The organism is Streptomyces tirandamycinicus, from assembly GCF_003097515.1.
GTDB classification, from domain to species: domain Bacteria; phylum Actinomycetota; class Actinomycetes; order Streptomycetales; family Streptomycetaceae; genus Streptomyces; species Streptomyces tirandamycinicus.
In genome coordinates, this window is record NZ_CP029188.1 from 6,697,774 (window position 1) to 6,712,412 (window position 14,639).

9 protein-coding genes are annotated in these 14,639 nt (G+C 75.2%); 7 read left to right on the forward strand and 2 right to left on the reverse strand.

The annotated features are described in order from the left end of the window. Positions 1–34 precede the first annotated feature (34 nt). The gene (locus DDW44_RS28925; protein WP_108908325.1) at positions 35–2,857 is read right to left on the reverse strand and encodes a SpoIIE family protein phosphatase; all 2,823 of its coding nucleotides are present in this window, start codon (positions 2,855–2,857) and stop codon (positions 35–37) included. Positions 2,858–3,220: 363 nt separating this feature from the next. On the opposite strand from DDW44_RS28925, the gene DDW44_RS28930 reads away from it, so the two are divergent. The 7 genes from DDW44_RS28930 (at position 3,221) to meaB (ending at position 12,862) form a co-directional block, all read left to right on the forward strand. Further along, positions 3,221–4,528, forward strand: coding sequence for an MFS transporter (locus DDW44_RS28930; RefSeq protein WP_108908326.1), 1,308 nt, complete (start codon positions 3,221–3,223; stop codon positions 4,526–4,528). Continuing rightward, complete coding sequence (locus DDW44_RS28935; protein ID WP_108908327.1) at positions 4,525–5,757, forward strand: anhydro-N-acetylmuramic acid kinase; 1,233 nt, start codon at positions 4,525–4,527, stop codon at positions 5,755–5,757. The genes DDW44_RS28930 and DDW44_RS28935 overlap by 4 nt, the downstream gene beginning before the upstream one ends. 101 nt (positions 5,758–5,858) lie before the next feature. Beyond that, positions 5,859–6,380, forward strand: a complete 522-nt coding sequence (locus tag DDW44_RS28940; protein ID WP_208648020.1) for a SixA phosphatase family protein — start codon at positions 5,859–5,861, stop codon at positions 6,378–6,380. A gap of 574 nt (positions 6,381–6,954) precedes the next feature. After that, complete coding sequence (locus DDW44_RS28945; protein WP_208648021.1) at positions 6,955–7,539, forward strand: hypothetical protein; 585 nt, start codon at positions 6,955–6,957, stop codon at positions 7,537–7,539. Between the two features lie 215 nt (positions 7,540–7,754). Then, positions 7,755–9,608 carry a methylmalonyl-CoA mutase small subunit gene (gene mutA / locus DDW44_RS28950; protein ID WP_108908329.1) on the forward strand — a complete coding sequence of 618 codons (1,854 nt, stop codon included), beginning with the start codon at positions 7,755–7,757 and terminating at the stop codon, positions 9,606–9,608. Then, a complete protein-coding gene (scpA, locus tag DDW44_RS28955; protein ID WP_108908330.1) occupies positions 9,605–11,827 on the forward strand; it encodes a methylmalonyl-CoA mutase in 2,223 nt (740 codons plus the stop codon). The genes mutA and scpA overlap by 4 nt, the downstream gene beginning before the upstream one ends. Before the next feature lie 6 nt (positions 11,828–11,833). After that, a complete protein-coding gene (gene meaB, locus DDW44_RS28960; protein WP_018890479.1) occupies positions 11,834–12,862 on the forward strand; it encodes a methylmalonyl Co-A mutase-associated GTPase MeaB in 1,029 nt (342 codons plus the stop codon). A gap of 300 nt (positions 12,863–13,162) precedes the next feature. Here meaB and DDW44_RS28970 read toward each other — a convergent pair whose 3' ends face one another. Then, positions 13,163–14,473 (reverse strand): diacylglycerol/lipid kinase family protein, encoded by a 1,311-nt coding sequence (locus tag DDW44_RS28970; protein WP_108908332.1) that lies wholly within the window; start codon positions 14,471–14,473, stop codon positions 13,163–13,165. Between the last annotated feature and the right edge of the window lie 166 nt (positions 14,474–14,639).

Sequence of the window (14,639 nt, forward strand, 5' to 3'; positions counted from 1 at the left end):
ACGGGAAGCCGGCGACGCACGGGGAGCGGGGCCCTCAGGCGAGGGACTGTTCGGCCCAGATGGTCTTGCCGTCCTCCGTGTAGCGCGTGCCCCAGCGCTCGGAGCACTGCGCCACCAGCAGCAGGCCCCGGCCGCCCTCGTCGGTCGTACGGGCATGGCGCAGCCGGGGCGAGGTGCTGCTGCCGTCGGACACCTCGCAGGTCAGGACGTGGTCGCGGATCAGGCGCAGCCGTACCGGCGCACCCGCGTACCGGATCGCGTTGGTGACCAGCTCGCTCGCGATCAGCTCGGTGGCGAACGCGGCGTCGTCGAGCGCCCATGCGGACAGCTGACGGGTGACCAGGGAGCGCGCGGTGGAGACGACGGCCGGATCGCTCGGCAGGTCCCAGCTCGCGACCCGGCCCGGGCCCAGCGCGTGCGTACGCGCCACGAGCAGGGCCGCGTCCTGCCCGGGCCGGGCGGGCATCAGCGCCTCCAGCAGCATCCGGCCCGTCTCCCGTACGGAGCCCGGGGCCCGCGCGAGCGTGCCCAGCAGCCGTGACCTGGCCGGCTCCGCGGCGTCACCGCCCTCCTCCGCGGCCTGGCCCTCCTCCGCGGCCTGGCCCGCTCCGGACGGGTCCGCTCCGGCCCGGTCCGCGGAGTCCTCGGCTGCGCCGCCCGCGCCGGCGTGCAGCAGACCCGGCGTGTAGAGCACGAGCACCGCGTTCTCCGGCAGGTCGACCTCCGTCCTGCGGAACGCCGCCCCGGGGCGGCCGAGCGGGGCGGCCGCCGGGACGTCGAGGACCCTGACCGTGCCGTCCGGCTGCGCCACGGCCGGAGCGGGATGGCCGGCGCTCGCGACGGCACAGCGCTGCGAGATCGGGTCGTAGGTGAGATACAGACAGGTGCACCCGGTCTCCGTGCCCGTGGCCGGGGGCCTCGTCTCCCCGCCCGCGGCCGGGGTCCCGGCCGCCTCCTCAGTGGCCGGAGCTCCGGTCCGCCCGCCGGTGACCGGGGCTCCGCCCGGCGGAGCGGGGGGCTCCGTGCCGCGGTCGTACCGCCGTCCGCCGAGGGGCTCCTCCGGGCCGTCACCACCGCCGAGGCGCCGTACCAGGTCGTCCATGCGGGCGAGCAGTTCCTCGGGATCCAGGTCCAGATCCGACAGGGTGTGCACCGCCGCCCGGAGCCGTCCCATGGCGGCGGCGGTGGCGACGCCGCGTCCGGGGACGCTCCCGGCCACGAGCGCGACCCGCGCCCCCGACAGCGGGACGACGTCGACCCAGTCGCCGCCGGTACCCGCGTGCACGTACTCGTGGGCCACCTCCACCCCGTGATGGTGCGGCAGCTCCCCGGGCAGCAGGGTGCGCTGCAGGGCCAGCAGCGTGTTGCGCTCCCGCAGGTACCGGCGCGTGTTGTCCAGACACACCGCCGTGCGCCCGGCGAGCTCCGTCGCGAGGGTCAGATCGTCGTCGCGGAACGGCCCCTGCGCACCCCAGCGGTAGAAGGTGGCGACGCCGAGGACCCGGCCCTGGGCGACGAGCGGTACGACCATCAGCGAGTGGACCCTGTCCTGGAGGATCCGCGAACCGCGTGCCGGGTCCTGGAGCACCCACGCGCTGTCGGCCTCCACCGAGCCGACCAGCCGCGGCCGGAGATCGGTGAGCGCGTCGAGGGAAGGGGCGGCGGGTGGAAAGGTGCTGACCTCACCCTCCGCGTACACACCCGCCGGTTCCGCCGGGCCGCTCGCCAGGGAGGCCGCCCGGCGCAGTACCGCCCCGGGGCGCACCGGCCCGGGGAAGAGCTCCTCGCCGGCGAGCACCTCCTCGAGGACCTCGACGGCCATGCTGTCGGCGAGCCGTGGCACCGTCACCTCGGCCAACTCCTGGGCCGTGCGCGTGACCTCGAGGCTCGTCCCGATCCGGGCCCCGCCCTCGGCGAGCAGCTTCAGTCGCTCCTGTGCCCGGTGGCGCTCGGTGACGTCGACCGCGGCGTCGGCGACCCCGAGGACGCGGCCTTCGGCGTCCTCCAGCCGGAAGGAGGAGGTCGAGTACACATGCTCGTGGCCCGGGTCGCCGGGCGGCCTGCCGTGCTTCTCCCAGCCGATGACGGGGCGGCCGGTGCGCAGCACCTGGCCCATCACCTGCTCGGTGAGGTCCGCGCTGAACTCGGGCCACACCTCCCCGGGCCGCTTTCCCAGGACGGCCTCGACGGCCACGCCCTGCATGCCCTCCGCCGCCGGGTTGACACGGATGAGGCGGAGCTGGGGGTCGACGACGAACAGTCCCACCGGTGAGCGGGTGAACAGCGCCTCCAGCAGTGCCCTGTCGAGCTCGCTGTCGGGTGCCGGTCCCGCCGTGGCGGGACCGAGCAGTACCTCCCAGCCAGCGTCGGGCCCGCCGGCCGCCGAGGGGCGGATGCCGACGCGGCAGGCGAGCAGTGCGCCGTCGCTGTGCCGCAGCAGCACGGAGCCGGCGTCCGCTGCCGACACGGAGCCGGCGTCCGCCGCCGAGGCGGAACCGGCGTACTCCGCCGACGCGGCCCGGGGGTGGGGTTCCGCGTCGGGACGGCGGTCCCCGCCCGAACCGGGGCCAAGGCCCGGGTCCGGGCCGGAGCCGGCGGCCGTGGTGGGTCCGGTTCCGGCGGGCGGGGGCGCGGCGGCCGCCGGGGGCCATCCCAGGGCGGCCGCCTCGTGCGCCGTGGCCAGCAGCTCGACGGCGGGTCGGCCGAGGACCCGGTCCGCCGGGTAGCCGAGCAGTCGCTGGGCCGACGAGCTCCATCCGGTCACCACGCCCCGCGCGTCCACCACGACCTTGGCCCAGCCGCCCGCCACGGCGGGCTCGCGCCCGTCACTGCTCCGGGTGACGCCGCCTGTGCCCATCGCAACCAGCCTCGCCTGAGTCGGAGCGACTCCGCTTCCGGTCTCCGCCACCGCCACCGCCACCGGTCTCCGCTACCGCTACCGCCACCGGTCTCCGCTACCGCTCCAGGTCTCCGCTTCCGGCTTCCGCCTGTGGTTTCCGCTTCCGGTCCCTGCTCCCAGTCTCTCCCACGCCGGGGAGGCCACCACTGGGGACGGCGCGGTCACACGGCGGCTCCCCGCCGGGGCGGGGAGCCGCCTTCCGGCCGTCGCGCGACGGCCGTGCCACCGCCGTGCGCCGCGCACCGGACGGCCCCGCGCGAGCGGGTCCGGCACCCCCGGAAGAGACGATTCCGGAAGTGTTGTCGTGGGCACGTAGAGGGGATGACCGAACCAGCCCTGCGGCTTCCCGCGCCGCCGCCGCCCGCCCGCTCCCGTCGCGCCCTGCTCGCGGGCTCCGTCGGCAACTTCGTCGAGTGGTACGAGTTCGGCGTGTACGGCTACTTCGCCACCGTCATCGCGGCCAACTTCTTCACGCCCGAGGGCGGCAGCGACGTCGAGGCCCTCGTCAGGACCTACGCCTCCTTCGCGCTGGCGTTCTTCTTCCGGCCGGTCGGAGCCGTGCTCTTCGGCCGGCTCGGCGACCGCATCGGCCGGCGCCCCACACTGATCCTGGTCATCGGCCTGATGACGCTCGCCACCACGATGATCGGGCTGCTGCCCACCTACGCCACCGTCGGCGCTGCGGCGCCCTGGCTGCTCACCCTGCTGCGGGTGCTCCAGGGCCTGTCCGCGGGCGGTGAGTTCGGCGGCGCCGTCTCCCTGATGACGGAGTTCGCCCCGCCCGGCAGGCGAGGTCTCTACGGCTCCTGGCAGTCCTTCACCGTCGCCCTCGGCCTGCTCGGCGGCGCCGGCGCGGCCGCGCTGCTGGCCACCGTGCTCTCCGAGGCCGCGCTGAACGACTGGGGCTGGCGGATCCCGTTCCTGCTGACGCTGCCGCTCGGCCTCGTCGCCCTGTGGCTGCGGCTGCGGCTGGAGGAGACGCCCAGCTTCCGCCGCGCCGAGGCGGCGGACCCCGCAACTCCGCCACCGGGCAGGGGAGAAGTGGCGCGGGCGATCGTGCTGGGCGCAACCCGCATCATGGGCTGGGCGGCGGCGGGATACACCTTCCTCGTCGTCCTCCCCTCCTACCTGCAGTCGGCCCTCGGTGCCTCGTTCCGCGAGGCGCTGCTCGCCACGGTCCTCGCCAACCTCGGCTTCGCCGCCTCGATCATTCCCGCGGGGCTCCTCAGCGACCGCCTCGGGCGCCGGACCGTCATGCTCTCCGGCGCGGGCCTGGTGGTGCTGCTGGCCCTGCCGCTGATCGACCTGCTCCAGGACACCGGGGCCCCGGCGGCGGCGAAGGGCGCGGCGGTGCTGGTCGCGGGCGCCGTCGTCGGGCTCATGGCCGGCCCGGGCCCGGCCATGCTGGCCGAGATGTTCCCGACCAGGGTCCGCTGCACCGGACTGGGGGTGGCGTACGCGCTGTCCAACGCGGTGTTCTCCGGCTGCGCCGGGCTCATCGTCACCGAGCTCGTCGCACGCACCGGCGACACCGACATCCCGGCCTACTACGCGGCGGGCGCCTGCGCCGTCAGCGTCCTCGCCCTGCTGACCCTGCGCGGCGACGACCACCGGAGGCCGCTGCGATGAGGGTCGTCGGACTGATGTCGGGCACGTCGTACGACGCCATCGACGCGGCCGCCGCCGATCTCACGGTCGAGGACGGCACGCTGGTCCTCACGCCACTGGGCATGGTGAGCGAGCCGTACGACGACGACCTGAGGGCACTGCTCGCCGGTGCCCTGCCGCCGGCCACGACGACCCTGGCGGACGTGTGCCGGCTGGACACGCTCGTCGGCCGGGCCTTCGCGGACGTCGCCGTACACGCCGACCGCGAACTCTGCGGCGGAGCGGCGGAACTGGTCGCCTCGCACGGCCAGACCGTCTTCCACTGGGCGGGGGACGACCGGGTGCACGGCACCCTGCAGATCGGCGAGCCGGCGTGGATCGCCGAGGCCACCGGCCGCACCGTGGTGTCCGGGTTCCGCACCAGGGACGTCGCGGCCGGCGGCCAGGGCGCCCCGCTGGTGAGCCTCGTCGACCTGATGTGGCTGCGCGGGCGCCCGGGCGTGCCCGCCGCACTCAACATCGGCGGCATCGCCAATGTGACCGTCCTGCCCCGCGGCGGGCGGCCGGTCGCCTTCGACACCGGGCCGGGCAACGCGCTCATCGACGCCGCGGCGCACGATCTGACGGGCGGACGGCTCGCCTACGACGCGGGCGGGGCGCTCGCGGGCGCCGGCCGCGTCCACGAGCCGCTGCTGCGCAGGCTGCTCGACGAGCCCTACTACCGCCGGCCCGCCCCCAGGACCACCGGCAAGGAGCTCTTCCACCGCGGATACCTGCGCGCCGCGCTGGAGGGCTTCGGAGGACTCCCGGCCGAGGACGTGGTCGCCACCGTCACCCGGCTGACCGCGCGGACCGTCGCCGACGCGGTCCGGCCACTGGGTGCGACCGAGCTGATCGCCTCCGGCGGAGGCACCCGCAACCCCGTACTGACGGCCATGCTCCGGGACGAGCTGGCAGGGGTCGCCCTGCGGACCTCCGACGAACTCGGCCTGCCGTCGTCCGCGAAGGAGGCCTGCGCCTTCGCCGTCCTCGGCTACCTCACCCTGCACGGACTGCCCGGCAACGCGCCGTCGTGCACCGGGGCGCTCGGGCCGCGGGTCCTCGGCTCGATCACCCCGGGGAGCCGCCCCCTCCGGCTGCCCCCGGCGCCCGCGGCGGCGCCCGCCTCGCTGGTGGTGCGGGCCCGGCCGGACCGCAGCCCGCCGCCCGGGGAGCACACGGGCGCACTTCCGGCGGCCGGGCGGCGATAGCCGCGTATGTGCACTGGCCCGGGCCGCCGGGGGATGGAAAGCTTGCGGCCCACAGACTGTCGCCGCTCACGACGGGTGGAGGCCCCACGGGTGGAGGACCCATGACGACTCTCCGACGACTGGTGGTCCTCAGGCACGCCAAGTCCGCCCGGCCGCCCGGCGTGGCCGACGCCGAGCGGCCACTGGCCGACCGCGGGCTGCGCGACGCCCCCGCCGCGGGCCGCTGGCTGCGGGACGCAGGCTGCGTCCCGGACCTCGTGGTGTGCTCGACCGCCGTCCGGGCCCGCGAGACCTGGGACCTCGCGGCCGGGGAGCTCCCCTCCGGCCCTGCGGTCCGCCATGACCCGCGGCTCTACGGCGCGGACGCCGAGGACCTGCTCGCCGTGGTGCGGGAAACCCCGGACGAGGTGGCGACCCTGCTGCTCGTCGGCCACAATCCGGCGCTCGAGGAGTTCGTGCTGCTGCTGGCGTCGGAGGGACTCGGCGACACCCTCCAGCGGGTCGAGGAGAAGTTCCCGACCTCGGCCATCGCGGTACTGACCCAGCAGACGTCCTGGCCGGAGGCCGCCCCCGGGGGCTCGCTGCTCACCGACGTCGCCGTACCGCGCGGCACGGAGGGCTGACCGGGGGTACGCACCCCACCGCCCGGCTCGGCGACCCGGACCGCGCGGCGGGCGGGCGCCGTATCCCGGACCGTGCGGGCGCCGCACCGCGAGGCGGGCCGCCGCGCCTGCTCCCGTAGTGCGCCCGGCCCCTCCCCGTCGTACGCCGGACCTGCTCCCGTAGTGCGCCGGGCCTGCGCCTTACGTACGACGGCGTGCGCCTGATGCGCTCCGGGAGCGCTCCCTGCCTGTGCCCGACATGCTCCGGGAGCGCTCCCTGCCTGTGCCCGACATGCTCCGGGAGCGCTCCCTGCCTGTGCGACACGCTCCGGGCCCCGCTCCCGCCGTGCCCGGGACGTACGCCGGAGCAGCGCCCGATCCGCGCCTACCGGCCGCGCCTACCGGCCGCGCCTACCGGCCGCGCCTGCCGGCCGGACACCGCCGGGTGGGCACCGCCGTGCCGGGCACCGCCCGGGCGGCCGTCGTCCGCCGCCGGGCCACGTGCGGTACCCCGGGCGGCCCAACCCCCGCGCTGCGACTCGGCCGGACCCGGCACGGGCCCCTACGGTGTGCCATCGGAAAGGGCCGGTGAGACATGGCGGCATCGGGGGCGTCAGGGGCATCAGGGGCGTCAGGGGCATCGGGACGGCAGGGCCCGGACGAGGCGGCTCCGCGGGCGCCGGCCGGTGCCCCGAAGGCGGGCGCGACCGCGGCGGCCCGGCTCAAGGAGCGCATCTACGCGACCATCACGCTCACGGCCGTCGTGGTCGCCCTGTCCGAGACGGCGCACCCCGAGCACCTGGAGTCCGCCCTCACGGTGGCCGTGACCGCGCTCGGGGTCTGGCTGGCGACCCTCGTCGCCGACGAGCAGGCGCACCGGGCGCTGACGGGGCGCGGCGCGACCCTCCGGGAGGTCCGTGCCGCGCTGTACGTCTCCAGCCCGCTGCTGCTCTCCGCCGTGGGGCCGCTCGTCCTGATCGGCGTCTCGGCGCTGGGAGTGCTGGAGCTGCAGGCGGCCCTGCTGCTGAGCGCGGCGGTCGCGGCGGCCACCCTGTTCGTGTGGGGCTGGCGGACCGGGCTGCGGATGGGGAACGGACCGCTGAGCGCCGTGGTCTCCGGGCTCGTCGACACCCTCATCGGGGTGAGCGTGATCGCGGTGAAACTGCTCGTGGGCCACTGACGACGTATCGCGCGGCCAGGGACCGCAAGGCCCGCAAGGCCCGCGAGGCCCGCGCGGCCAGGGACCGCGAGGCACCGGAGGCGGCCCCGGCGGTGCGCACACCGGACATCCCGCCCTTGTCGGGCGGTGGACGCGGCACCGAGTGCCAAATCAGCGAGCAAGGTCACAGCCGTCTCCTATCCTGCTCATCCGTAACCCTGCCCTAGCATCCGAGCATGACGGTTCTGCCTGATGACGGGCTCACGCTCGCCTCCGAGTTCCCCGACGCCACCCATGAGCAGTGGCAGCGCCTCGTCGAGGGTGTGCTGCGCAAATCGGGCAAGGACGTGCCGGGTTCGGCGGCGGAAGAGGCGCTGGCGACAGCCCTGGACGACGGGCTCGTGGCGAGCCCCCTCTACACCGCGCGGGACACCGCGCCCGACGCCGGCTACCCCGGCTTCGCGCCGTATCTGCGCGGCGGCCGGCCGGTCGGCGGCTGGGACGTGCGCCAGCGCCACGGGCGTCCGGAGGCCGACCGCACCAACGAGGCGGTCCTCGCGGACCTCGAGAACGGCGTCACCTCGCTCTGGCTCACCGTCGGGGACGCCGGCGTGCCCGTCACGGGCCTCGCCCGGGCCCTCGACGGCGTCTACCTCGACCTCGCCCCGGTCGTCCTCGACGCCGGCCCGGACACCGCGGCCGCCGCCGGCGAGCTGCTGCGGCTCTACGAGGAGCGGGGCGTCCCCCGCGAGGAGGCGCGGGGCAACCTCGGCGCCGACCCGCTGGGCGTGTCCGCCCGCACCGGGCAACCCGTGGACGCCGAGGCGGCGGTGGAACTCGCCCGCCGCACCCACGACCGGTACCCGGCGCTGCGCGCGCTGACCGTCGACGCGCTGCCCTACCACGAGGCCGGGGCCTCCGCCGGGCAGGAGCTGGGCGCGTCGATCGCGACCGGCGTCGCCTACCTCCGGGCCCTCACCGCCGCCGGACTGGCGACCGGGGACGCCCTGCGCCAGCTGGAGTTCCGCTACGCCGCGACCGCCGACCAGTTCCTCACCATCGCCAAACTGCGCGCCGCCCGCCGGCTGTGGGCGCGCGTCGCGGAGGCGTCCGGCGCCGCCGGGGACGCGGGTGCCGCCCAGCGGCAGCACGCCGTGACCTCGCCGGTGATGATGACCCGCCGCGACCCGTACGTGAACATGCTGCGCACCACCATCGCCTGCCTCGGCGCGGGCGTCGGCGGCGCGGACGCCGTGACCGTCCTGCCCTTCGACCACGAACTCGGCCTGCCGGACGCCTTCGCCCGCCGCATCGCCCGCAACACCTCCTCCATCCTGCTGGAGGAGTCGCACCTCGGCCGGGTCGCCGACCCCGCGGGCGGCTCCTGGTACGTCGAGCGGCTCACCGACGAACTCGCCCACGCCGCCTGGGCGTTCTTCCAGGAACTGGAGCGCGCCGGGGGTCAGGGCGAAGCCCTGCGCTCCGGCCTGGTCGGCGAGCGCATCGCCGCCACCTGGGCGGAGCGCAAGCGCGGGCTCGCCAAGCGCCGTGAACCCGTCACCGGTGTCAGCGAGTTCCCCTTCCTCGCCGAGAAGCCCGTCGAGCGCGAGCCCGCCCCCGGCGTGCCCCGCCCCGAGGGCGGGCTGCCCCGGGTGCGCCGCGACGAGGACTACGAGGCCCTGCGCGCCCGCTCCGACGCCCACCTGGCCGCGACCGGCGCCCGCCCCCGCGTGTTCCTCGCCGCGCTCGGCCCCGCCTCCGCGCACACCGCACGGGTCGCGTTCGCCTCGAACCTGTTCCAGGCCGGCGGCGTCGAACCGGTCCACGACCCGGTGACGGTCGACGCCGCCACCGCCGCGGCAGCCTTCGCCCGCAGCGGCGCCTCGGTCGCCTGCCTCTGCTCCAGCGACACGCTGTACGAGGAGCAGGCCGAGGAGGTCGCCGAGGCCCTCAGGTCCGCCGGTGCCCGTCAGGTCTTCCTCGCCGGCCGGCCCGGCGAGCACACCGGCGTCGACGCCTACGTCTTCACGGGCTGCGACGCCGTCGGCGTGCTGTCCTCCGTTCTCGACCGCATGGGAGTGGCCCCGTGAATGGCTCCGTGCCGCAGATCCCCGACTTCTCCGAGGTCGCCCTCGGCCCGGGCACCCCGGCCGCCGGGGCCACCGAGGAGCAGTGGCGCGCCGCCGTCAAGGAGCGCACCGGCAGCAGCGCCGACGACCTGGTCTGGGAGACACCGGAGGGCATCGGCGTCAAGCCGCTCTACACCGGCCGCGACCTGGAGGGCCTGGACTTCCTCGGCACGTACCCGGGCGTGGCGCCGTACCTGCGCGGCCCGTACCCCACCATGTACGTCAACCAGCCGTGGACGATCCGCCAGTACGCGGGCTTCTCCACCGCCGAGGAGTCCAACGCCTTCTACCGGCGCAACCTCGCCGCCGGCCAGAAGGGCCTGTCGGTCGCCTTCGACCTGCCCACGCACCGCGGCTACGACAGCGACCACCCGCGCGTCACCGGCGACGTCGGCATGGCGGGCGTCGCCATCGACTCGATCTACGACATGCGGCAGCTCTTCGACGGCATCCCGCTGGACCGGATGACGGTGTCGATGACGATGAACGGCGCCGTGCTGCCGGTCCTCGCGCTCTACATCGTGGCGGCGGAGGAGCAGGGCGTACCGCCCGAGAAGCTGGCGGGGACCATCCAGAACGACATCCTCAAGGAGTTCATGGTCCGCAACACCTACATCTACCCGCCGCGCCCCTCGATGCGGATCATCTCCGACATCTTCGCGTACACCTCGCAGCGGATGCCGCGGTACAACTCCATCTCCATCTCCGGCTACCACATCCAGGAGGCCGGTGCGACGGCCGACCTGGAGCTGGCGTACACCCTCGCCGACGGGGTGGAGTACCTGCGCGCCGGACGGGACGCGGGTCTCGACGTGGACGCCTTCGCGCCGCGCCTGTCCTTCTTCTGGGCGATCGGCATGAACTTCTTCATGGAGGTCGCCAAGCTGCGCGCGGCGCGGCTGCTGTGGGCCAAACTGGTCAAGCAGTTCGACCCGAAGAACGCCAAGTCGCTGTCGCTGCGCACGCATTCGCAGACCTCCGGCTGGTCCCTCACCGCGCAGGACGTCTTCAACAACGTCACCCGCACCTGCGTGGAGGCCATGGCGGCGACCCAGGGCCACACCCAGTCCCTGCACACCAACGCCCTCGACGAGGCACTGGCGCTGCCCACCGACTTCTCCGCCCGTATCGCCCGCAACACCCAGCTGGTGCTGCAGCAGGAGTCCGGCACCTGCCGGGTGATCGACCCCTGGGGCGGCAGCGCGTACGTCGAGAAGCTGACGTACGACCTCGCGCGCCGGGCCTGGCAGCACATCCGGGAGGTCGAGGCGGCCGGCGGCATGGCGCAGGCCATCGACGCCGGCATCCCCAAGCTGCGCGTGGAGGAGGCGGCGGCACGCACCCAGGCCCGGATCGACTCCGGGCGGCAGCCGGTCATCGGCGTCAACAAGTACCGCGTCGAGAGCGACGAGGCGATCGACGTCCTCAAGGTCGACAACTCCTCCGTGCGCGCACAGCAGATCGCCAAGCTGCGCCGGCTCCGCGAGGAGCGCGACGAGACCGCCTGCCGGGACGCGCTGCGCGCGCTGACCGAGGCCGCCGGACGGGCCTCCGGTGCCGGGCTCGACGGCAACCTGCTGGCGCTCGCAGTGAACGCGGCCCGGGCGAAGGCCACCGTCGGGGAGATCTCGGACGCCCTGGAGAAGGTGTACGGGCGGCACGCGGGCCAGATCCGTACCATCTCCGGCGTGTACCGCAACGAGGCAGGGGAGTCGCCGTCCGTGGAACGGACCAGGAGCCTGGTCGACCGCTTCGAGGAGGCGGAAGGCCGCCGTCCGCGCATCCTCGTCGCCAAGATGGGCCAGGACGGCCACGACCGCGGCCAGAAGGTGATCGCCTCGGCCTTCGCCGACCTGGGCTTCGACGTGGACGTCGGCCCGCTGTTCCAGACCCCGGCCGAGGTGGCCCGGCAGGCCGTGGAGGCGGACGTGCACGTCGTGGGCGTGTCGTCGCTCGCGGCCGGCCATCTCACCCTCGTCCCGGCGCTGCGCGAGCAGCTCGCCGAGGAGGGCCGCGAGGACATCATGATCGTCGTCGGCGGGGTGATCCCGCCGCAGGACGTGCCGACCCTGCTGGAGATGGGGGCGACGGCGGTCTTCCCGCCCGGCACGGTCATCCCCGACGCCGCCCACGACCTGGTCGAGCGCCTGGGCGCGGCGCTGGGCCACGACGGGCTGTAGCCGCGGATGGCCAGGGAAATCGACGTCGACGCGTACGCCAAGGGCGTGCTCGACGGGAAGCGGGCGGCCGTCGCCCGCGCCATCACGCTCGTCGAGTCCACCCGGCCCGACCACCGCGCCGCGGCCCAGCGGCTGCTGACCGAACTGCTGCCGCACAGCGGCGGCGCACGGCGGATCGGGGTCAGCGGAGTGCCGGGGGTGGGCAAGTCCACCTTCATCGACGCCTTCGGCACCATGCTGACCGGGATGGGGCACCGGGTCGCGGTGCTGGCCGTCGACCCGTCGTCCACCCGCACCGGCGGCTCCATCCTCGGCGACAAGACGAGGATGGAGCGGCTGGCCGTCGACCCCGCCGCCTTCGTCCGGCCGTCGCCGTCGGCCGGCACCCTGGGCGGGGTGGCCAAGGCCACCCGCGAGTCCATGGTGGTGATGGAGGCGGCCGGGTACGACGTGGTCCTGGTGGAGACCGTCGGCGTCGGCCAGTCCGAGACGGCCGTCGCCGGGATGGTCGACTCCTTCCTGCTGCTCACCCTCGCCCGGACCGGCGACCAGCTCCAGGGCATCAAGAAGGGCGTCCTGGAACTGGCGGACGTCCTGGCGGTCAACAAGGCCGACGGCCCGCACGAGCGCGACGCCCGCGCCGCGGCGCGGGAACTGGCCGGTGCACTGCGGCTGATGCGTCCCCACGGTCTCAGCTCCGCCGGGCCTGGGGACACCCCGTCGGCCGACGCCGCCTGGACCCCGCCGGTGCTGAGTTGCAGCGCGCGGGAGTCCAGTGGGCTGGACACGGTCTGGGACCGGCTGGAGCAGCACCGCGCCCTGCTCGACGCGGGCGGGCGCCTCGCCGCCAAACGCCGTGAGCAGCAGGTCGACTGGGCCTGGGCGATGGTGCGGGACGAACTCCTCGGCCGTCTCCGCTCCCATCCGGCGGTACGGGCCCTCGGCCCCGTCCTCGAACAGCAGGTCCGCGACGGCGAACTGACCGCGACCCTCGCGGCGGAACGCATCCTGGAGGCGTTCGCGCGGGAGGCGTGAGCGGGGCCGCACGCCGGTGCGCCGAGCGAAGGGGCGGGGGGCCGGTGTGCGCGGGTGACGGTGCGGCTGGGGCGTGAGGTGCGCGCGGGGTGTGCGGCGGGCACGGGTGTGCGTGCGCGGGGTGCGTTGAGCGCCGCGGTGTGCTGTGCGCGCGCGGGGCAGCCGCGGTGCGGATGCGGATGCGGATGCGGGTACGGATGCGGGTACGGGTACGGGTACGGGTACGGGTACGGATGCCGCCGCGGGTGCCGTGGCGCGGGTCCCACCCCGGGCACGCCCGTCCGGACCGGGCGAACACCGTCAGCGCGCCAGGGCCAGCATCACCAGCCGGCGCCACTTCAGCCGGGGCCGGGCGGGAGGGACACCGGGCCGGTGGCGGGGGACGCGGACCCGCAGGGCGCCGGGCCTGACGGTGCAGCGCACCGGGACGGGCATCGTCACCGCCTCCCCGTCCACGCCGACCCGGACCTCCGGCGCGTCTGCGTCGACGACGACCTCGCGGGCGGTGAGCGCCGTGAACCCGGGCGAGCGTTCGCCGCGCAGCAGCCCGGCGGCCTGGGCGGCGCTGTCGACGGTGACGCCCAGGACGCCCAGGACGCCGCGGTCGAGGCGGTCCCGGCGCGCGACCGAGGCCCGATCCCCGGCGCGGTAGGGGTTGTTGCTCACCAGGACCGCCTGCGGGGAGGACAGTGTCGTCCCCGCAGCCCGCACCGTGAGCCGCGGACCCGCGCGGTGTGTCAGCACGTCGGGGAACAGGTCCAGGGTGGTGCCGACCTTGTCGTCGCGGTACGCGTCGCTCTGCACGACCAGCGCATAGGCCCCGAACGAGGCGTTGTTGACGAAGACCCGGTCTCCGGCGGTGCCGAGGTCGACGGTGAGCTCGACCCCGTCGGTCAGGGCGTCCAGCGCCTTCGACGGGTCGTCGCGGTCGAGTCCCAGATCCAGGGCGAAGTGGTTGCGCGTGCCCGCCGGTACCACCATGAACGGCACGCCCCGCTCCGCCGCGACCCCCGCCACCAGCGCCTGCGTACCGTCACCGCCGGCCACCCCCAGCAGGTCGGCACCGGCCGCGACGGCTTCCCGTGCCACGGCCGCGACATCGCTCGGGTGGTCCGGGTCCAGCAGGAAGACCTCCGCCCCCGCCCGCTCGGCCTTCTCCTCCAGCCCGAAGCTGCGCACCTTTCCGCCACCGGAGCGCGGGTTCATGATCAGGAACGGTCGTGCGGGACGCCGTACCGCAACCCCCGGCCGGGCCTTGTGCCGGGCGTCCAGGGCGAGCGCCTCCCATCCGGCGGAGGCGGCCACCGCCCCGAGGGCGAGGCACAGCACCATGACCCACAGCACGCCTGATTGGACCTGCAGCCAGATCACGGTCAGCGGGGCGGCGAGCGCCAGCAGAACCGCCAGCACCCGTACGGCTCCCCGCCGGGTCAGCGCCCACCAGAGAGCAGCCGCCGTCACCGCCGTTCCGGCGAGTACCAGCAGCACCATCGCGACACCGCCGAGCCCGGAGGCCACCAGCAGCACCACGACGGCGGCCGCCGCGAGGACCGCCAGCCGCGCACTCCACCGCTGGGCCCGGACCGCCCGCGTCCTGCCGTCGTCGACCATGGCACCTCCGGTCCGTATCCCTTCCCGGCCCACCGGGTCCCTCCTCGTCCCACCGGGTCCCTCCTCGTCCCCCCGGTCGCTCCTCGTCTCCCAGGTCGCCCTCGTCCGTCGAGGCCGCTCCTCGTCCGGCCGGGTTCCTCCGGCAAGTCCCTGCTCGTCTCTCCTA